The organism is Pseudomonas sp. NFX71 (assembly GCF_048079215.1).
GTDB lineage: Bacteria > Pseudomonadota > Gammaproteobacteria > Pseudomonadales > Pseudomonadaceae > Aquipseudomonas > Aquipseudomonas fluorescens_B.
In genome coordinates, this window is record NZ_CP182230.1 from 2,771,133 (window position 1) to 2,789,841 (window position 18,709).

At 53.5% G+C, this 18,709-nt stretch carries 17 protein-coding genes, 1 other RNA gene and 2 pseudogenes; 3 read left to right on the forward strand and 17 right to left on the reverse strand.

The features are described 5' to 3' along the window. Nucleotides 1–426 precede the first annotated feature (426 nt). Both ACM1ZW_RS12680 and ACM1ZW_RS12685 read left to right on the forward strand, forming a co-directional pair. The gene (locus ACM1ZW_RS12680; RefSeq protein WP_416740647.1) at nt 427–1,719 is read left to right on the forward strand and encodes an AAA family ATPase; all 1,293 of its coding nucleotides are present in this window, start codon (nt 427–429) and stop codon (nt 1,717–1,719) included. After that, nucleotides 1,716–2,372 (forward strand): hypothetical protein, encoded by a 657-nt coding sequence (locus ACM1ZW_RS12685; protein ID WP_416740648.1) that lies wholly within the window; start codon nt 1,716–1,718, stop codon nt 2,370–2,372. Before ACM1ZW_RS12680 ends, ACM1ZW_RS12685 begins: the two co-directional genes overlap by 4 nt. 277 nt (nt 2,373–2,649) lie before the next feature. Here ACM1ZW_RS12685 and ACM1ZW_RS12690 read toward each other — a convergent pair whose 3' ends face one another. The 10 genes and pseudogenes from ACM1ZW_RS12690 to ACM1ZW_RS12735 all read right to left on the reverse strand — a co-directional run bounded on the left by ACM1ZW_RS12690 (nt 2,650) and on the right by ACM1ZW_RS12735 (nt 10,970). Continuing rightward, a complete protein-coding gene (locus tag ACM1ZW_RS12690; RefSeq protein WP_416740649.1) occupies nt 2,650–3,135 on the reverse strand; it encodes a tyrosine-type recombinase/integrase in 486 nt (161 codons plus the stop codon). A gap of 192 nt (nt 3,136–3,327) precedes the next feature. Next, entirely contained in the window at nt 3,328–4,227 is a 900-nt protein-coding gene (locus ACM1ZW_RS12695) for an alpha/beta fold hydrolase (RefSeq protein ID WP_064052832.1), read from the reverse strand. Nucleotides 4,228–4,574: 347 nt separating this feature from the next. Beyond that, on the reverse strand, nt 4,575–5,294 hold the full coding sequence (locus ACM1ZW_RS12700; protein WP_416740650.1) for an SDR family NAD(P)-dependent oxidoreductase: 720 nt from the start codon (nt 5,292–5,294) through the stop codon (nt 4,575–4,577). A 259-nt stretch (nt 5,295–5,553) separates the two neighbouring features. Then, entirely contained in the window at nt 5,554–5,847 is a 294-nt protein-coding gene (locus tag ACM1ZW_RS12705; RefSeq protein WP_122552632.1) for a hypothetical protein, read from the reverse strand. Further along, nucleotides 5,844–6,824: an integrase domain-containing protein gene (locus ACM1ZW_RS12710; RefSeq protein WP_416740813.1), complete on the reverse strand. Its 981-nt coding sequence runs from the start codon at nt 6,822–6,824 to the stop codon at nt 5,844–5,846. Before ACM1ZW_RS12710 ends, ACM1ZW_RS12705 begins: the two co-directional genes overlap by 4 nt. After that, nucleotides 6,802–7,098, reverse strand: a pseudogene (locus ACM1ZW_RS12715) (hypothetical protein). The gene ACM1ZW_RS12710 and the pseudogene ACM1ZW_RS12715 overlap by 23 nt, the downstream one beginning before the upstream one ends. After that, nucleotides 7,082–7,336: pseudogene (locus ACM1ZW_RS12720) on the reverse strand (DUF3987 domain-containing protein); the annotation flags it as partial. The pseudogenes ACM1ZW_RS12715 and ACM1ZW_RS12720, both read right to left, overlap by 17 nt. 152 nt (nt 7,337–7,488) lie before the next feature. Continuing rightward, a complete protein-coding gene (locus ACM1ZW_RS12725; RefSeq protein ID WP_058543814.1) occupies nt 7,489–7,815 on the reverse strand; it encodes a hypothetical protein in 327 nt (108 codons plus the stop codon). Nucleotides 7,816–8,163: 348 nt separating this feature from the next. Beyond that, complete coding sequence (locus tag ACM1ZW_RS12730; RefSeq protein ID WP_416740651.1) at nt 8,164–9,027, reverse strand: integrase domain-containing protein; 864 nt, start codon at nt 9,025–9,027, stop codon at nt 8,164–8,166. 1,205 nt (nt 9,028–10,232) lie between these two features. Continuing rightward, nucleotides 10,233–10,970 carry a hypothetical protein gene (locus ACM1ZW_RS12735; protein WP_416740652.1) on the reverse strand — a complete coding sequence of 246 codons (738 nt, stop codon included), beginning with the start codon at nt 10,968–10,970 and terminating at the stop codon, nt 10,233–10,235. 544 nt (nt 10,971–11,514) lie between these two features. Here ACM1ZW_RS12735 and ACM1ZW_RS12740 point away from each other — a divergent pair. Next, a complete protein-coding gene (locus ACM1ZW_RS12740) occupies nt 11,515–12,741 on the forward strand; it encodes a hypothetical protein (protein WP_416740653.1) in 1,227 nt (408 codons plus the stop codon). Between the two features lie 270 nt (nt 12,742–13,011). Here the strand turns inward: ACM1ZW_RS12740 and ACM1ZW_RS12745 are convergent, their stop codons facing one another. The 7 genes from ACM1ZW_RS12745 to ACM1ZW_RS12775 form a co-directional block, all read right to left on the reverse strand. Then, nucleotides 13,012–13,257: a hypothetical protein gene (locus ACM1ZW_RS12745; RefSeq protein WP_416740654.1), complete on the reverse strand. Its 246-nt coding sequence runs from the start codon at nt 13,255–13,257 to the stop codon at nt 13,012–13,014. A gap of 514 nt (nt 13,258–13,771) precedes the next feature. Further along, complete coding sequence (locus ACM1ZW_RS12750; protein ID WP_416740655.1) at nt 13,772–14,128, reverse strand: hypothetical protein; 357 nt, start codon at nt 14,126–14,128, stop codon at nt 13,772–13,774. After that, complete coding sequence (locus ACM1ZW_RS12755) at nt 14,112–15,503, reverse strand: YfjI family protein (RefSeq protein ID WP_416740656.1); 1,392 nt, start codon at nt 15,501–15,503, stop codon at nt 14,112–14,114. Before ACM1ZW_RS12755 ends, ACM1ZW_RS12750 begins: the two co-directional genes overlap by 17 nt. A gap of 405 nt (nt 15,504–15,908) precedes the next feature. Further along, entirely contained in the window at nt 15,909–17,165 is a 1,257-nt protein-coding gene (locus ACM1ZW_RS12760; RefSeq protein ID WP_416740657.1) for an integrase domain-containing protein, read from the reverse strand. Between the two features lie 183 nt (nt 17,166–17,348). Beyond that, nucleotides 17,349–17,742: a transfer-messenger RNA gene (gene ssrA / locus ACM1ZW_RS12765) on the reverse strand. Between the two features lie 93 nt (nt 17,743–17,835). After that, nucleotides 17,836–18,114 carry a hypothetical protein gene (locus ACM1ZW_RS12770; protein ID WP_017336448.1) on the reverse strand — a complete coding sequence of 93 codons (279 nt, stop codon included), beginning with the start codon at nt 18,112–18,114 and terminating at the stop codon, nt 17,836–17,838. A 245-nt stretch (nt 18,115–18,359) separates the two neighbouring features. Further along, nucleotides 18,360–18,635, reverse strand: a complete 276-nt coding sequence (locus tag ACM1ZW_RS12775) for a hypothetical protein (RefSeq protein WP_414879334.1) — start codon at nt 18,633–18,635, stop codon at nt 18,360–18,362. Between the last annotated feature and the right edge of the window lie 74 nt (nt 18,636–18,709).

Sequence of the window (18,709 nt, forward strand, 5' to 3'; positions counted from 1 at the left end):
CAAGATGGCATTTTGTCAGCACTATAGCTACGAAGGGCAAAATCTAGAAGCTTCGCGGTGGAGAGATCCAAGAGATTCAGTCGGAAATGATTAAAAAATCGCCCCTAATTGCGCCGGACGTTCGAGCACAGCGTTCCCTACGCCACTTGCGTCTTTGGCCATGGGAAGCTGCAATTTGCGATCAACGTACGAGGGGCCGCCAGCGCGCTTACGTGGTTCGGCTGCGTAGCCAAGGTGACGTTATGATTCCCTCTCTTGATCTTCACTATTTGTGATCGCCCTCCGCAAGCTCTACCAATGAACTAGGAGAAAGACATATTTGCATGTCGGCTTGCTGGCTAGAACCTGCCCCGGTGCAACGACAAGCCCTTGTCTTGCAGGTAAAGTACCAACCCTACGTGAACCAAAACTGGTAAGAGAGGCGGCATGCTCAAAAAATTGGATCTGAAAGGGGTCGGGCCCGCCCCAGAGATGAACCTGGAGTTCAGCTCTCGTCTTAATTTTTTGACTGGTGACAATGGACTAGGCAAGAGTTTTATCCTTGATACAGCCTGGTGGGTGCTGACTAGAACGTGGGCCCGCGGTATCAAAGCTGTACCCGGTGAGCAAACTACCAAACCCTCGATCGGTTTTTCCTATACAAAGTCTACCGCCGGTGATGTCACTGACAGCAGTACATTCATACGGCGAACGCAAACATGGCCGTTGAAACAAGGCCGCCCGACGATCCCGGGAATCGTGATCTATGCGGGTGTCGATGGAAGTTTTTCTGTGTGGGATCCGGCCAGGAACTATTGGAAAAACGATGACGAAGTAGGGCGAGACCGCCCTAAAAGCTTTGACTTCACACCTGAGCAAGTTTGGAAAGGACTGGTGGGCGCTAATGGCGTGACGCATTGCGTTGGCCTGATACGTGACTGGGTACTTTGGCAACGTGGTCAACAAGCCGCGTTTGATGACCTAGTTAAGGTGCTAGAGGTATTATCGCCGTGCGAAGCAGAACGCCTCATCCCCGGGGAGCCGACGCAAATCGGGGACGACGTTGAAGAGGTACCTTCTCTGAGAATGCCCTACGGCCAGGAAGTACCACTACCCCTGGCATCGGCGGGCATGCGACGGATCTGCGCTCTGGCATACCTGCTGGTCTGGACATGGCGCGAGCATGCCAAGGCGTCAAAGAGGTATGGGGTTAAACCCGCTCGCGAAATCATATTCCTGATCGATGAAATCGAGTGCCACCTGCATCCGCAATGGCAGCGCAGAATCGTGCCCGCACTACTGAAAGTTATGAGTGAGTTGACTCAAAACGAAAAAATACCCGTACAGGTGCTTGCCGCCACGCACTCCCCTTTGGTGCTCGCTTCGGTCGAGCCGCTCTATGAGACAACTAAAGACTGTATCCTTGATTTCGACCTCGTTGAGCAACAAGTCGAAGTGAGGAACCTTTCCTTCTCTCGCAAAGGCGACGTCAACGGGTGGTTGTCCTCCGATATCTTCAATCTAAGGGAACCGCGCTCGATCGAAGCGGAACGAGCACTGACAGACGCTAATACATTATTACGGGACCTCAATAACGCCGTTCATGACAAGAAGCTTACGCGTACCGACAGAGACGCCATCAAGAACGTTGACAAGGCGCTGCGCGAATCCCTGAGCGACGTAGATCGGTTCTGGGTGCGCTGGAGCAGCTTTCGCGACAGCGTACTGGAGAAGAAATGATCCGACTCTCACTTGCTCAGGAACCTGCAGGGTTTGATGAACTAGTAAGAAAGCCGGGACTGCGAGCGCTTGACGAGATGGTCGGAAATCCAGTCATCCGCACTGCCGGTAAAAAATTCAAGGTTGTTGCTGCCCGCAAGCAAGACATCAAAGGAACCGACTTCCCTGCTTACTGGACAGAAGCGCTTCCCGACTTGTTGAAGTGCTATGGCCGCTTGTGTGCCTACACAGGCTTTTACATTCATAAGGTTACCGGTTCCCCTTCCGTCGACCATTCGGTGGCAAAAACTAAGGACTGGCGGCTCGCATATGAATGGACCAATTACCGGCTGATCTGCTCCTTAATGAACTCACGTAAAGGCGTGAAAAACCTGCTTGATCCAATTGCTGTGCAGGACGAATGGTTCGAGCTGGAGTTTGTGGGTTTTCAGGTCGTTCCTCGCCCAGGGCTGGACGGTCCGCTGGTGGCTATCGTTCAATTCACCATTGATGAACTCGGGCTCAACGAAAGGGCCTGTATAGAAGTCCGAACGGAGTATGCCGAGGAACATTGGGAAGACCAAACCAACAAGTCATGGGACAGGATTTCAAAGCGATGCCCTTTTGTTGCCCGGGAGATGGATCGCCAGGGCCGCAAACAGGGCCCGCTATAGCTTCCCGAAAAGATGGCCCACTGACGTTAGCATCTTAAATAGATAGGTCTTGAAACTCGTTTAAGAGCAGTTTCAGGCCGCCCCCGCATTAATTGCTTGCTATAACCTGAGGCGGTGATGGGCCCGCGCCGGGCGTGCTGTAATCGATCGCGCCTGCTGAATGGCAGGGGCACCTCATGCTGCCGCTCAAAGCTCGATGCTTCTCCCTGAACGTCAGCTTTGGCCGATCTATGCCTGTCGCCACTGGCAGCTTCACGCCCTGAGGAAGTCAGTCAATCTAAATCGAGGTTCTCCGTAGCGTGTGGGTACCGTACATGGTTGGATCAAGGCCAATGGCTGTCACCCACGCTTTGACTATTCGAGCGTATTGCCTGGTGGAAAGATGGTCTGAGGCGTGCAACCGGCTCGGGAACAAGAAGTCCTCGCTGCGGAGACGCGCCCGATGCATCCAAGCCTCCAGAACCGTTCGGGTTTGCTCAGTGATTTCAAATTGCAATGGGTGCTGAGTTTTCTGCTGCATCACGATGGCCCGTGACGACGCATGCTCCCCATGGGCGATGTCTCGGACTCGCAACTTGGTTAAGTCACAGGCACGCAGCTTGCTATCGATGGCCAAGTTGAAGAGCGCCAAATCACGCGTCTTCTCAGCAAGCTGAAGTCTTACTCGAATGGCCCAGATATCTCTGACTCGAAGCGGAGCTTTCTGCCCGACAAGCTTTCCCTTGTTCCAAGGCTGATGGCTGTATCTAGCAATAGTGTTCATGGCTCGTCCTCCACGTTGAGGGGAGGACAAGGGTGGATCAGTCACAATGGCTGGTGGTCGCTATCCGACCCAAAGCTGACGTTGGCGACAGGCAGAAATCGGCCAAAAGCAGACAGTCGGTGACCTGCGAGCACGGCAACGAATCCTGTGCCCTTTTACGGCGACTCATCACTCGAGCAACTCCGTCGCCGTTCACTGGTTCAAGAACCTGATGACAGCACTAGCGAACAATTCTGGCTGATCAAGCATGATGAAGTGAAAACTGCCGTCAATGCGCCTGAAGCTGATGTTTGGGGTAGAGGCATAGGCGTTACGGAACATTGCATCGACGTGGGCCGCTTCTACGCCGAAAAGCAGATCGTAGGCATAGACGACTTCAACGGGCACCTTGATGCGTCCAAGCTCAGGCCGGAGGTCTGAGACCATCAATTCATACATGGCATCGGCCATAGTCTTTCGGTCCGAGTTTATCCCCGCCGCGATTAGGCCTGGTCTGACCGCTTCAGTTTTAGCGAGACGGGCGATGGAGGCATGTTGCATGGCTTCCGCCTGCTCAGGCGTTGCCGCCAGCATTGCATCACGCATCGCAGCAGCATACGGGGCCGCCGTTTCACTGGTCGCGGAGGGATCAAACAGCAAAGTATAAAAGGGCATCGCATCGACAATCATCAGGCGTCCCACTTGATCGGGATGACGAGCACCTAGCATCAGTGCCACCTCACCACCCAACGAATGACCGATGATGACCGGCGACTCGATGCGCTGGCTGCGGATGTATTCTGCGATCGCCTCGACCGTGGACGCGACTACTCTCCCGTCCGGGTCGGATACAGCAGGCGAGCCAGCAAACCCAGCTACCTGTATAAGATGGAGACGGTGGCTGAGGCGTAATCTGGAGGCCAAATCTGTCCATACTTCGTAGGACGACGCAAATCCTGGAATTAAGATGATATCTGTACCCGAGCCTTGTACCAGCACGGAGATACCACCCTGGTTCACAGTTCCTGACGGCAGGGGCGCAGGCTGGGCTGGCGATGCAGACAACAGCGCCAGCATGGTGCCGATCCCAGCAAGGATCATTCCTGTACGCATTGAGCTCCCCTTTTCGCGCAATGCGTAGTGACATTTACATCGACAGGTAGGCAGCTTAACGGGTTCATAGCCACTCCTTTGACCGAAAAAGTATTGCCACTATACGGAGCCCATCGGCACCAGAAAACTATCCCGGCCTGCAATTTTTGGCGTCCGCTTTGGGGCGAAGGCTGCTGCTCACTAGCTACTGTTTTCGACCTGTCGAGGTCATTGATGACGCCCAAACTTAGCCAAACAACGTTCTGCCAACAGGTTTTTGCAACATTGGTGTGACAGTGTAAGCATCAATACAGACGTAAGCCGAACGTAGTTTTTTGTCATCTTCTGGCTTACGGATTGGCCTGTCATCAGAAGCGCTCATCGAATATCGCGGGCAAGGTGAGCTCCTTGACGAAGCTTGCTGAAGACAGGCTCAAGGCCATGCGGACTATCTGTACGACGTCATGCACGGGAATTGAGTTGCCTTGACCGCGTTGCTCGGCAAGCCCCCTAGGGGTGCTCATTGGATCTTCGGTATTCAGATAGCCCAAGTTTAAACAGGTCACTCCCAGGCGTTGCTGCCTGTACCCTTCGCGAAGTGCATCGGCGATACCACGCAACGCGAACTTGGAGGCTCCAAAGGTGACTTCTGATCGTCCACTTTGTGGCAAGCCAGAAGTCGAGCCGGTCAATATGATCCTTGGGTTAGCACTTCTGAGCAGAACTGGAAGCAGCCGCTTTATCAGCACTATCGTCGAAGTGATATTGCAGCTGACGATAGCCTCAACTTGGTCGTCGTTGTCAGCCAGGAAGTTGTATGTGGGATCAAAGGCAAACTCTTCCCATATTCCTAAGTTGTAGATCAGCGTATCAAGCCCGCCATCCACTACGGCCTGCTCGATTATCTGAGCGGCCTGTGCGGGTTCACCAAGGTCTGCTTCCACCCAATGCACAACGACACCGGCGTTATGTGTAAGGTTTTTGGGACGGGTACGGGAGACACCAATCAAGGTGTCCCCATGCTCGCCCAATCCGTCAATCAGGGCTCTGCCCAACCCCTTGCTTGCCCCGACTACCATGGTTTTCATTATTGTCTCCTTGACCTAAATGCTGACCGCTGGGCGTGTATGCAAGCAGACGATTCATGGCTTAGCAACAAAGAGACTGTTTCCTGATATTCGTAGGAAAACGCTGATAATCATTTTGGTAGGGCGGAAGCGGATGTAGAACGACCGTCCGCTAATGGCCGCTTTTTGCCGTTGCCGCGTGTGCTTCGAGCAGGTTCGTCAGCAAGAGGATATCCGCGCTGAGATAGATGACGGCGGACAAGTGTGCCTGGAAGGCTGCCTACTCACGATTCGAGCGATCCATCAGCAATTGCCGGCCGTTCCCTAATCGCTTCCAGATCAGCAGAGCGGTGAGTCGATAGTAATACCGGGTGGCGCCGGAATGGTCTTTCAGGTGCTGAGTGAGAAACCAGCGCACATGCTTGAGCTGCCAGGTCCAGGGATTGTCTCGCTGCCATCGCTGTTGAATGGCCGCTTGCATGATTCGGGCTTGCCGTAGGTGTCGTTGCTGCGTGACCTGCGAGCCGGTAAGTACGCCGCTCAGGAACAGCGCTATATCGAATGGTTTGGTCACTCTCGACCTCCAATGTAGGCCGAAACCACATCGATCCGGTTATGCCCGAGCTCTAGGCTGATTTGTTGGCGCGCCTGTTGATCAAGGCCGCGGTCAATGCGATAGCAGTGACCGCCATTGATCGGTGCGGCGTGGCCCGTGAGCTGCTCATAACGTTCGCAGGCGTAGGCCGCTCGCAGTTCATGGAAACCCTTCAGCCCGTGTTCATGCAGCGTTTCACGGGCGGGGAGTACGGTCTTTTGCAGGAATACGGCGTAGCTTTCGTCGCGGGCCAGCAAGTTACGGCTATGGGGCGGCGACGCATGACGAGCTAACTGTAGCGCCGCCTTCACCGCTTCATTGGCCGCAACCCATCGCGGCGCTGATGCCCCTGAGCGGCCGCCTTTGGTGCCGTCCTGGATGTTGATGCGGCCGAAGTGTTCGGCTTCGCGGTGCAAGCGTGGCAGGTCCGCCAGGATCGCTTCGCGCAGGCGCATACCGGTTGTTCGGGCCAAAAGGACAATCGCGGCCACCCGCGCGTGTTGCTGTTCGTCAAGCGCCTCGAGTACTCGCTGCACCTGTTGGCGGTCTTGGCCATCCGGCGCGCGGATGCGTACGGTCGAGCGCTGCTGTCCTAACGCCTGACTCGGGCTGGCGATCCTTATGTCCTGATCACCGCGCAGCGCGGCGAGGGTGCGGTTGACGCTGCTCAGGCGGTTCTGCGCGGTGGCGATGCAGAGTTCACCTTGCTGGATCTGCTGGCGCAGGTAAGCAGCGTAGTCTTGCAGCGTCCGTCGATCGATCTGGCGCGCATCGTTGTAACCGGGACCGTCCTCTGACCGACACCAACGCACGAACGCTTGCCAGCGATCGCTATGCGCTTTGACCGTAGCGAAGTGGCCGCCCACAAACAGATCCTTGAGCGTTTGTGGGCCGGCGTAGCTCAGCTGGCGGCCATAGCCAAAGTTGCGACCCTCACGCCGACCGACCAAGGCCATCGTCATCACCGTTTTCGTTCGTTTGCAGAAAGAGCAGCAGGGCTTTCCAGTGCGGGCTGAGCCGGTCCACCTGCTGCCAGTGTGTCGGGCGGATCTGGAGGGTGTTCTCGTGGTGTTGCAGCAGTGCCCCTTCCTCACGCAGTTGCTCGATCAGCCGGGCGAGGTCGGCAGGGTCTAGGGGTGGTGTGGCGACAGAAGCGGCGACACACCGCGCTTCTGGCTGCGGTTTATGTTGCGCCTAGTAGCGGCGCGCCGCGTCATTGAGGCGAAACATGGCGGACCTCGAAGGTTCTTCCATCGCGGCTGTTCAGCCAGCTATGAGTGATCAGCTCGACGAATAAAGAGGCGGTATGGTCAGCGCTCTTGCGGGCAAAACGAGGACCGTTGCGATTGACGTCACGGACAGTGAAGTGGGTTCAGCCTTTCTGTACCAGCCAGCGCAGCAGCCGATCCGCTTCCTCGCGTCGACGATTGACCGGCTCTTGTTCGGTCAATCGTTTCACGGTTTCGAGGCTCTCTTGGGACTCGATTGGGCGAAGGATCTTGATAACCATCAGAGCAGTGATTAGTCGAACTCACCGTCTTGCCCATAGCCAAGAGTCGCAAAAAAAATCACCTGTCGAAGGACAGGTGATTATCTTGGTTTCAGTAATCGCTAACAAAACTATAAGAAGACTTTCATCGCCCCGATCAAGATGCCAATCGTCACAGCGAGCATGGAAGCCATACGAATGGACAACTTGAGATCAGATTTAGCGATCTCTGCAGTCAGCCGATGATTAGTATTAGCGATCTCAGCAGTCGCCTTGCCGATTTCAGCAGTTGTTCTACCGATCTCGGCAGTCAACCGCTGGTCAAGGTTGGTGAGATCACTTTTCGTCGCGAGTAGTGTGAGCATGTCAGATTCCAATGCTTGGATAACAGCTTCGGCTTTGAGCTCAGGCACGTCGATTGCGCGCAGTGCCTGATACATCGCCAGTTCCATTTTCATTAAGGCCTCCTAAAACAAAAAAAGGCCTTCCCCACGACGGGAAAGGCCCGTCGTGGGTGGGAAAGTCATGCTTCCATCGACATTCAAGTCGACTGTCCGCGCTGCCGGAAGCTATGCGGTCATATGATGGATCCTGCGGAAAACCGCAGCGCCGTCTTGAAGATCCTGGCGGCTGGGGTGCTGAACGAATCAGCTAGATGCATGGCAAAAATGCCCCTGAGGCCTTTTGCTGTCAATCCGGTAATCGGTTTTCGACTGTTTCCTAATGTTGTGTGAGGCTTCTCACTGCCTGCGCTTACCACCACTTTCAGATTCGGGTTGTTGAGTGTCGACGTCGAATGCCCTGAATCATCGGCCAAGGTAAATCGCGGTAATTTGTTTTCTCTCATGCCCGAGTTCACGGCTGATCATTTGCCGAGCAATAAGGTCTTGAGAGCGCTGCATTGGAGTCAATTCCTTGGACGAGATTCCCCCTGCCGCCGGAGCCTTCCATCCTGTCAAAGCTGCGTAACGACTTTGTGCATAATGATGACGCAGCCCATGCATATGGCTCAGCCCTGCTGCCTTGCACTGACCATCGTAGGTGTTTCTCTGCTGGATATACGTTTTCTGAGCCGGGATTAATGAGCCGGCTCCCGCTAGCTGATGTGCCGCGTTCAGTGCCTCGCGCTGTAGCGAAGTCGTGATCGGAACAGAGCGATCACGCCCACCCTTCGTCCATGAGCCCCAGAGGAGAATGTGATCTCCTTGATCCGCATACTTGGGCTGAAATTTGATTGCTTCCTCACGGCGTAGTCCAAACGCCGACTGAAGCTGGAGGCTCATGCGCACATGGGCGTCGCTGATCTTGCCAAGGTCTGTTCCCAGTTCCTGAGCTTTGCTGACGTTAGTGACGAAGCGCCGTTCGGCCACACCCAGCTGCGTGTTGTCCGCGGGGAGAATGCCACCCTTGCCGATTTTTTCAGCCCACCATCGAAGGTGCGCAAGCCGATTTTTGATGGTACCAGGTGACAGGCCTTCGCCTTGCCAGCGATCCAGCAGTGCCAGTACATGTTTGCCCTTGAGCGAGGGGGCTTTCATCTGCCGGAAACCAGACTCGCGCAGCTGGCGGGCGATCAGCCCAAGTGAACGGATGCGGTCGGCCTGAGTGTTGTGACTGCCATCGCGATTGCGTCGGCAAAGTTGCCGCAGGGTGTAGGTCAAATCGTCCATATACCATCCACGCTCACTGGCGTTGTTTTGCGTTGTTGTCCTGTCCTGAAAATCATTGGTAAGTGTTGGTGCCAACTCGCTAGGCGAGATCCCCGAAGGGCAGGGGCATGGTGTTCAGGAAACACCGGTGTCTCGGCTGAGACGTCCGTCTTCCTTCCTGCTGGGAGGTCGGACGGAGATGGAGCGGGATGAGTTAGTTTTTAATGTTGATGGGTACTCCAAGGAAATGGATGGGATTGTTAGGTGGAAGCAGTCGGCATTGCGCAAGGGCCCGCTGCCTAGGGCGGTGCAGTAGCGGTACATCACGGAATAAATCCGATAGACAAAGGCGGCTCCGCCCATGGGTATGGGGCGGTATGCTTTTGGAGCCTTGCATACCTGGCTAACTCCATCCTGCTGGATCAGCGCTTGCAGGAGTCTTGCGCTGTTGGGATGACGACTCTCGAACCTGTCGTCTTAGGTTTTTGCTGGGCCAGTGTGTGGGGGCATCATCATGTATGCCGCACTCTTTGGGGTTGAGGATTTGCCCGTGATGTTGGGGCGTCGGCGGGGCCGTCACTGCGGCGTGCAGTGACGGCCCGGCTTATGTGAGTTGCGCGTCATTGGGCAGGGGCATATTTATCTATCGCCTATGGGGACTGACGCGGCCTTCGGCCTTGTCGGCTCCCTGCGCAGGGGCGGCATGGTTCCCATGCCACGCCAGCGCATGGAGCTTGTGGGAAAGACGGAACGGGGAGCTGCCTTTCGGATGAACGCCGTGAGATTGGCAAATGATCTCCGATAATGCAGTGTGTCGATCGTCACAGATCCGTGGCGACTCTGTCGGGTCGAACTGACCCAGTGCACGATTCGCCGTCAATCCCGCAGAAGAATGATCTGTGCAACGCTCAGCAGAGTATTGCGGGTGGCGCCCCCAATTGATTTACCAGATCTGATGCCATGACATTAGCCGATGCGAGCGGCCCGCAGGCATGGTCGAGCAAGTTGGCGAGGTTGATATCCGGGTTGACTGAGAGCTTTTTGCCAAAGGCAGAAAACGGCCAAAGAGCGGACTTTGCCAAGTTCTGCATGGCACTCAAGTCGGGGAGCCGCTCACTGAGACGGTTACAAAGGACGCAGACTTCCTTCCACCTTCTTATTGTCAGCGCCAGAGCGGGGCTCGGTTGCCATTTAGTTTGAGCCCCCTGAGCGGGCAGCAGGCTTGATCAATCCTGCCGAAGAAAACTCTGAATACCACTTTCTGTTATCCAGTCCTTGCCCAGGTTCTGTTTCATGGCTATTTCAAAAGTCGTCTCGTGTGCGGCATCAATGAAGGCCAGAGCCTTGGCGCAATCTGCGGCATCAACCTTTGAAAACGAACCATTGTCAGTGCTTACTACATGCTGGGGATAGATACTAGGTTGATCGCTCATTGCATAAATGAAGAGCGCGCCCCAGGCATCATAAAGTATGTCGTATGGTGGTTTGCTGAAATCCAGATTCCTACTCTCCTTCATTAGAAAGAACTGATCCCAAGGGTGATCGCCACCAATCCCTGCGAGATCTTCGTCTAGATGCCTTTTTCTGACGGTCAGCCCTTGACCTGAGAATGCCACCGCCATGCCCTCGTGGAACCAGGTAGGCAAGTACTCGAACGGCTCACGACTGTGTCTACGTGCCTGAAAGAAGTGCACGAGTTCGTGGTGTATCAACTGTTTGAGTCTGTCTGGATTATCTAGAGATTCCCTCATATTCTTCATATTTGTGAAAGTTACATGTATCCCATGCAGGCCTCCGGTGTTGCCGTTCCAGCCACTGAAGTGGAAGTGACACTCCGGTTCGGCGTGGTTCTCGCCAGCAGAAAACTGCACTTTACAGTCAGATAATGCCTGCTCAGTCAGCTCATGCAGCTTTTCCTGAACGGATGAGTCGAAGATGGGTTGCGGATCAAAAAACAACGGCATGGACAGTCCTTAGTGCGGTTTTAATCAGTGCCAGTTTGGGGGATGATCGGAGCAGGTTCAAGATTGAGCTTGCGCTTATCTGTGTTCAGGAGTCGCCAAATCAGTAACTAGATGGCTAGGCAGCCACCGTATAGAACAAGCGCAGGGGCTTGAGAGAAATCCGCTTGGTGGCCGATAACGTTATGGCAGAGATTGATCAACATTTCCCTCAACTCTGACCTAATCGCAGGGTACGATTACAACCAACAATTCCGACGTCGCCCGCTTGGACTGGACGCTAACGGCATAAAACGGCCAAAAAACGGTCATTCAGACGTGTCTACTAAATTGAGGGCGGTTCACCGAATGTCGATGCCGTCGCTTGAGCATTCGCTATCGAGCGAAACCAGAAACGTGCTTATTGACCGCTTGGGCTGTGGATCGCTGTCCTTCATTATGGAACTCTTCCAGAGTGTCCACGGATTCGTCGGACCTTGATGGGTGGTGATGTAAATCTGTTTGTATATTTATATGTTTCAAATCTTTACACAAAAGAGAGGGTTTGATGGAATTTTGGTATTTGTTTATTAAGCCGTATGCATATATAGCACATCTGGCAGCGTATGGTCTTGCTCAGAATTTAGAAGGTATTGGGTTGTTTGGCTATATAAATGGCATATATGAGCCCGGTGTTCCCTTTCTCCTGTTAAATCTAGATCCTACGATTGGAGTTAGAAAAATAACTGGTCTAATACTTGTGCTGTTTCCAGTTTTCTTGTTGATTGTAGTTAGAGGCGGGTTTGTGTTAGGGCGTCGAACTGGCTCATTGGTGCTGTTAGGAGTGATGGCTCCGGGGGTTATAAGTGCCATGGGGTTTGATTTTGAGATATCCAATTATGCTCCTGAGGAATTTCTATTGGGTCCAGGCTATTTAGGAGGCTTATGGAATAGTGGCGTTGTTTTTGTTCTCTCCTTTTTGCTGGGTTGGGGAGGCGGGTTAATAGTTTCAAATATTTTTAAAAGTCAAAAGTTCAAGCACGTATATGATCATTTGTGGTGTTGTATGTCTTTGTTGGGGTGCCTTTACCTAGTCGTTGCCTCCCAAACAAAATTTGATGAAAGGCAGGTGGTAGAGCTTAATCAGTCGATACAAAGCTACTTGCAGTTTTATCAGGAAGGATATTCAGTGCTCGCAATGGAATGTTCGAACAACCTTCTGCTTGCTAGTGAAACACTGATCTGCAACAAAGTATTTAAAGCTTCAAAATCACTTTCTAGGCAAGCAATTTCCAGCGATCCCAAAGTTCGCCGCTATGAAGACGGATGGCTAGATTTTCTCTTATCGAGAGGGGAAATAAGTAAGATGAATTCGATTTTGTGTGGAGAGCTTTCAAATAAATGCAGAACTATGCCATCAGTTTTGGCGCTGACGATGAATGACTTGGATGAAAAAAAATTGATACCTTTAGAGGGGCACTCTGAGCGCGCTAAAAAACTGTATGAAAAGTTAAGCGTTTATGTTGATAAGCTAAACTTAGCTGAGCGCCATGAGAATATTAAATATTTTTTGTTTTGCTTTGTCTCACTTTTAGCGGGTGGCAAGGCAGCAACTTCATCGATTTCGCTTGTGGGTGAAGCAAATTTGGTGTCGCGTTCTTGGGGAAGATTTATTGTAAAAAGATTATCTTCAATATGTTTATCTATATATGCAGTTCTCTGTTGCATGCCTAGCTCGGTAATGAGGCTTTTTTGCTTTCTGAGAACGTACAGGGTCAAGCGCACTATGAGATGAGGAGATTTGTTTGTGCGAGCTTTACTTCAAATCTTTTCGATTGCGATGAGGGAGTCGTTTAATACGTAGGTCTGTGTTAACTCTAGATTCTAGTTCTCGTTTGAGTGTCTACTTTTGCCAGAGTGCTGCCCTCAGCCGTACGTTTGCACCTGTCTAGGCGTGCCGACTAGTAGACACCGCCTGCGTAATCCAGTGACTGGTACCTAAGAAACAAAAAACCACCTGTCCTAGAACAGGTGGTTCCCGGTTGTGGCTGGAAGAGAGACTTTGTCAGTGGATAAGCGCAATCCCAGCGAGGAGAATCGCCACCACGAGGGAGAGCATCACGCCAATATCTACAATGAGACTCAGCCGAAATCGGGATAGCTCTGCCCGAAATTGTGCGAAGTCAGGATCGGATATGCATGCAGTAGATATATGCATATCAGAATCCATGGCTTGGATAACTGCTTCGATTTGCTGCTCAGGCACGTTGATCGCCTTTAGGGCTTTGTACATTAGCAGTCGATTTTTCATTAAGGCCTCCAAAATTAAAAAAGGCCTGCCCCAAGACGGGCTAGGCCCGTCTTGGGTGGGGAATATCATGCTTCCATCGACATTCAAGTCGACTGTTCGCGCTTCCGGAAGCGACGCGTTAACGGGAGGATCCTGCGGAAAACCACAGTGCCGTCTCGAAGATCCTGGCGGCTAGTGTGAGTTTGTAAATTGCATTAGCTGACATTTGCCGTCAATCCGAAAACCGACTATCGAATGTTCCCGAATGTTGTCCTAGGGATATTTACGGGCCGGCACTTTCATCTTCAGATTTGGGTGTAGCGGGGCAAGCCTTTGATCAGCCAGCGGTGGTCGCTCACGGGGCTGCAGGCATGCATCGATTCTTTCGCCAAACCTTATCGGTCAGTATCTCGTGAACGTTGTCGGTCTGAGGACGGAGAGCCTTATGACTAGTTCACCGTAGAGATGTAAGCGCTGGCGACCAGATCTTTGTGCGTTGGCGGACCGCAGTTGGAGATAGCCAACGTCATGGTTCTCACGCTGAACGATCCACACCCTGGTCATCCATTTCGTTCGTTTGGAGGAAAAGAAGCATGGCTTTCCAGGATCCGTTGATTTGGTCCAGCTGATGCCAGTGCCTGGGTCGTATGTGCAGAGTATTTTCATGGTGGTGCAACACCACCCCGTCATTACGCAATTGCTGGATCAGCAGTTTGATGTCGACAGGGGCTGAGCTGGATGTGGCGACAGCGGCGACACTGGCGACAACCTGCGGGATGCCATGGTTGGCATCTGGCGACAGCTTGGCGACGGACGTGGCGACACACCGCAGGACAGGGGGCGTCTGATTTTTCGACTGGAAGCGGCGCACTGCGTCATTCAGACGGAACACGGCACACCTCAAAAGTCTTGGCGTCTTGGCTCTTCACACAGTTCGTTGTGAGTAACTCAACGAGAAGCGTGGCGGTGTGATTACAGCTCTTGCGTGCAAAGCGAGGGCCGTTGCGATTGATGTCTCGGATGGTAAAACGGGTCCAGCCTTTCTGCTTCAGCCAGCGTAATAAACGATCCGCTTCCTCACGTAGGGTGTTAACCGGCTCTTGCTCAGTCAAGCGCTGGATCTCGGCCAGGTAATAATCCATTAGCGTTGAAGCGCGCTGAATATGCTCTTCGTTCAAGGCAACGGCTTCTTCGATTGCCGCTAGGACCCCCGCGATGCGCAGTACGTTGGCAGCAGCTTTACTTGCGACGGATTGAACACCGGCCAGCTCGCCGAACTCGCCAGACTGGCACTCTATGGTGTCGTGAATATCTATCCAGGCCATGCGGGCGCTGTCCGTCAGCTCCAATGTCGTGAGCTTGAGTGATCCGTCCTTGTTGGTCGCTAACGGTTTCCTCAGTAGATTAGTGATGTGCGTTTGGTAGCGTTGGACTTTGGCGTCTTGCGTCAGATCTACCGCCTTGTACAGGCGCTGACCGATCAAGCGTTCAGGCCAACTGATCAGGAATCTGCCGAGCACACCTTGGCCATTGATCATCGGATCTTTGAGGAACTGGTTAGCCAGGTACGGCTGCAGCATCAGATGCATGCTGAGACGACGATCATAGGCTCGCAGGCTTTCCCCGGGCATGGACCGTGTCCGGTCAATGGGACTGCCATCCCAGATTCTCGACAGCGTAGTGATTGCTTTGAGCTGGTTCTCTTTGCTCATGGTGCTGCCACCGAGGAATTGACCGCCTTCGTCATTGAACAGGCCCATGCTCGGCAACCCATAACACAGGTTTTTAATGAGGGCTTCGATGGTGGGGTCGGTGGAGATCAGCCTGGGCTGGACGGGTTCGGAGAGGTCACAGATTTCATGCTTTTCCTGTCGATGGGCTTTTGCCTTAAGACGGATGGCTGATTGGTACGCGTTGAGCTTTTCCGTGTAAACGGACCACTGCTCTCGCTCCCAGTTACGCGCTGCGAAGAGTGCTTGATGATCCACCGCACTTTTACGGTCACCTGATGATGCGACCGTCAGCAGATACAGAGACAGTGGATAGGTGCGGCCATCGAGTTGTACGTTGACGTGGCCTTGAGTCACTAGAGCTGCGGTGGCCAGCACCGATTGTGCGGCCATGGCACTCGGTGCGCCGATGACCTCTGCCATCCGTTCTACCGCGCCCCCCAGGAGTTCACCCAGCGCTTCGACCGGGTAGGTCAATGGTTGGGGCCGATAGTCCAGCAGAGGGCGCGGTGGATCGCATTTTTCGCACAATTGCATCGGCAACAATCTCCTTATGAGGTCGGTTTTTTCCTCGTTACTTAGGAGAAAGCACGACGATGTGTCGTAGTCTCAGCGCTCTACAACTACTCGGAATCGCCGCCACCTGCTCCTCGTGAGGCGTTGGTGTACCCCGCGGTCGACTAGCGATCAACCGGGACATCGGGGAATGCAACTGACGTAGAAGACCTTGGATCTCGGTGGCTCTAGATAGATTTATTACAGTTTGTAAGATCGCTACGCGAGCCACTGCGAGCGTAGCTGCGAATCCTTACCGACCGCAGCGGCTATGGCGGAAAAGTAAGATCGACACTTTGGTGGCGACGGTGGCCAGTTTGTCGCCCCCCCCCCCGTGGTCAGAGGCGACGAGGGTTGTCGCCGCCGTCGCCATCAAGTTGACTCTGATTAACGAATTGAGACGACTTTCTGGCTTCTGGTTTCATGGATTGCTGCTATTGAAAAGTCACCCGTGGCCGCCTTTTGAATGTGCTCGCTCCACCAGGCCATCATTGGGCGTCGACGCTCAATGTAGTCTGCGCGGTTGTAAGCGCTTCTAACCTCGTCTTTGTCGACATGAGCCAGGGCAACCTCAATCAGTTCGGCATCCCAGGCATGCTCGTTCAGGATGGTGCTCGCCATGGAGCGCATTCCGTGGCTTACGAGTCGCCCTTCAAACCCCATCCGTTTCAGCGCCATGTTGGCGGTCTGGCTGTTGCAATGGGTGCGAGGATTGCGGTCGGCGGGAAATACGTACTCCCTGTGTCCGCTGTAGGGCTTGATGGCTTCCAGGAGTGCCAAAGCGTTCTCCGTGAGCGGGATGATGTGTGTGCGACGTTTCTTCATGCGTTCCGCTGGGATCGTCCAGATCTTCTTCTTGAAGTCGATGTCAGCCCATCGGGTGGTCGCAGCTTCTGCAGGCCGAGTCATCGTGTGGAGCTGCCATTCAATGAGGCATCGGGTGGTTCTTTTGATGCTGGCGTTGGCAATTGCCACCATAAGTTCATTGAGCTCATCGGGGGGCAATGCCGCCATGTTTTTCTTCTTTGGTTTTTTGAAGACTGATCGAATTCCGCTCAGGGGGTTGGCATGAATGAGTCCGTAGTTCACCCCGTAAGTCATGATTTCGTTGAGGCGTTGGGTCAGGCGCTTGACCGTTTCCAAGCTGCCTTTGGTTTCAAGTGGCCTAAGCAACTTGATGACCTGAGGCGCGCTGATTTCAGAAATCGGGGTCGCGTGTAGTTCCGGGAAGATGTGCAGCGTGAGCGAGCGCCAAATGTCTTCAGCGTAGGCGGTTGTCACCGCGTCTTTCTTCAGTTCAAACCAGGCTGTCGCCACGTTTTGAAAGGTGTGCTCTGTCGCGGCTTTTTTCGCTTGGCGATCTGCATCGCGTTGCTCTTTCGGGTCCAGTCCCTGGGCGACCAGTTCCCTGGCTTCAACCGTGCGTTTACGCGCATGTGCCAGGCTGAGTTCCGGGAATGTTCCCAGTCCCATGTTGATCCGTTTCTTGGTGACGGGATGGATGTAGTTGAAATTCCAAAGCCTCGAACCGTTGGTTCGGACTCGTAACTGAAGGCCGTCGCCGTCGGTCAATGTGTAGTCTTTGTCCTTGGGCTTGGCGGCTCTGATTTTCATGTCTGAAAGGCGTGTGGCTCGGGCTCCCATGGGTACTCCAACGCTGTTTGTGTATTCCAAAATTTACCAGTCACGGGCTTGGAATACGCCTTGGAATACATTTCAAAATGGATCTGCCTGAAGCGCTGTGGAGCTCAATGGCCCTGAAACCCCCGTATTTACTGGATTTCAGGCACAAAAAAAGACGTCCGTGGACGTCTTTAGATGATGAAGTGGTGGAGCCGGGGGGATTTGAACCCCCGTCCGCCAGTACTCCGCTGTCGGTACTACATGCGTAGCCGTGTCTATTAAGTTAACCCTCAGCGACCCGACGGGCAGGGTGCTTTGGGCGAGTTGTGTAAGTTTTAGCCGCTTCGTCCACAACGTACTGCACGGCGATTCTGTTCTATATGACAATCACTTTGGGTTTACAGACATCCCCTGATGATTGCTGGACCCGAAGGTACCAGAAGGGAAGGGCTAAGGCTGCTTACGCAGCGAGAGCGTATTCCCCGTAGGTTTCGTCATTGGCAACTATAGAAAGTTGCAACAGTGGATTTACGAGTTCTGTTACCAACTCGGCATGCACCTAAAGTTTCGCAACCGGCGTCGAATCCTAAACGGCCCCGAGCCTGCTGCTCCGTGAATCCAAGTGAGCAACAAGCCTGTGCAGTGTACGCCAACGCGGCTCAGAAGGCCAACCCGCGTTGGTCACCAGCGATTATGGATTGGCTTCATTGCGCAGTTTGTCAGCGAGTGCCGATGCCTGGGTGGCCTCGGTGACGCATTTTTTGTCGTCCCCGGATGCCTGGGACGCTTCGGCGCTGGACATCAGTCTTTTGATCTCCATAGCGGTGTTGCTGGAACTCGCCGGCAGTGAGTTCACTTTGCTTTTGAGCTCTTGAAGCTTGCTCGTGCAGAGGTTGTTGTCCGCGGCAAAGACGGGGGAGGCCAACATAGCAGCAGAAATGAACAGACCAGCGAGTGCGGTACGTTTCATGGATATCTCCTTGAACTGATGGTCTCGGTGCTGCCGTATGAGCGTGCGGCTCGGCCGAGGTCGGAAAATAAGCCACGATTGATGAGGCCTACTTAAAAGACTACGGCGCTGCGCAGGAATTCGGTTCTTGCAAAAAAGGCTATGGAAAAACTTTTTGATAGAACCAGACCCCAGTTGCACCAAAACCCGCACTTGGCGGGTTTTGGTGTGTTCATTGGGATGACGCTGGGAGCTGCAGGATGGGGCTAGGGTTTGCCGCCGTCACTGGTCTTCTGAATGGACTGAATGGTTTTGGTGGTCTCGGCGACGCAATCATCAGTCCCTTCCTTGGTGCCTTTTGCATGATCAGCTTTGGCTTTCTTGACGCTGTCCATGACCTGTTCAGTCATATCCGGAGGAATCTGTGTCTTGGCATTTTCGATGGTTTTCAAGTTGACCGCGCAGAGGTCTTCCGCGGCAAACGACGGGGACGCCATCAGTGAGACAGTAACGAACAGACCTAACAGTACAGAACGTTTCATGAGTATCTCCTTGAACTGAGGTGCCAGGCATTTGCTGGCCATCAGGACGGGCTGCCAAGTTTGGGTAAGGCCCG

Coding starts and splice junctions, on each gene's coding strand:
- ACM1ZW_RS12725 (WP_058543814.1), bottom strand. CDS start 7,815: ATGAAAATGGAACTGGCGATGTATCAGGCACTGCGCGCAATCGACGTG.
- ACM1ZW_RS12690 (WP_416740649.1), bottom strand. CDS start 3,135: ATGAACACTATTGCTAGATACAGCCATCAGCCTTGGAACAAGGGAAAG.
- ACM1ZW_RS12755 (WP_416740656.1), bottom strand. CDS start 15,503: ATGCAATTGTGCGAAAAATGCGATCCACCGCGCCCTCTGCTGGACTAT.
- ACM1ZW_RS12695 (WP_064052832.1), bottom strand. CDS start 4,227: ATGCGTACAGGAATGATCCTTGCTGGGATCGGCACCATGCTGGCGCTG.
- ACM1ZW_RS12760 (WP_416740657.1), bottom strand. CDS start 17,165: ATGGGAGCCCGAGCCACACGCCTTTCAGACATGAAAATCAGAGCCGCC.
- ACM1ZW_RS12740 (WP_416740653.1), top strand. CDS start 11,515: ATGGAATTTTGGTATTTGTTTATTAAGCCGTATGCATATATAGCACAT.
- ACM1ZW_RS12730 (WP_416740651.1), bottom strand. CDS start 9,027: ATGGACGATTTGACCTACACCCTGCGGCAACTTTGCCGACGCAATCGC.
- ACM1ZW_RS12680 (WP_416740647.1), top strand. CDS start 427: ATGCTCAAAAAATTGGATCTGAAAGGGGTCGGGCCCGCCCCAGAGATG.
- ACM1ZW_RS12745 (WP_416740654.1), bottom strand. CDS start 13,257: ATGAAAAATCGACTGCTAATGTACAAAGCCCTAAAGGCGATCAACGTG.
- ACM1ZW_RS12710 (WP_416740813.1), bottom strand. CDS start 6,824: ATGGCCTTGGTCGGTCGGCGTGAGGGTCGCAACTTTGGCTATGGCCGC.
- ACM1ZW_RS12775 (WP_414879334.1), bottom strand. CDS start 18,635: ATGAAACGTTCTGTACTGTTAGGTCTGTTCGTTACTGTCTCACTGATG.
- ACM1ZW_RS12735 (WP_416740652.1), bottom strand. CDS start 10,970: ATGCCGTTGTTTTTTGATCCGCAACCCATCTTCGACTCATCCGTTCAG.
- ACM1ZW_RS12770 (WP_017336448.1), bottom strand. CDS start 18,114: ATGAAACGTACCGCACTCGCTGGTCTGTTCATTTCTGCTGCTATGTTG.
- ACM1ZW_RS12700 (WP_416740650.1), bottom strand. CDS start 5,294: ATGAAAACCATGGTAGTCGGGGCAAGCAAGGGGTTGGGCAGAGCCCTG.
- ACM1ZW_RS12685 (WP_416740648.1), top strand. CDS start 1,716: ATGATCCGACTCTCACTTGCTCAGGAACCTGCAGGGTTTGATGAACTA.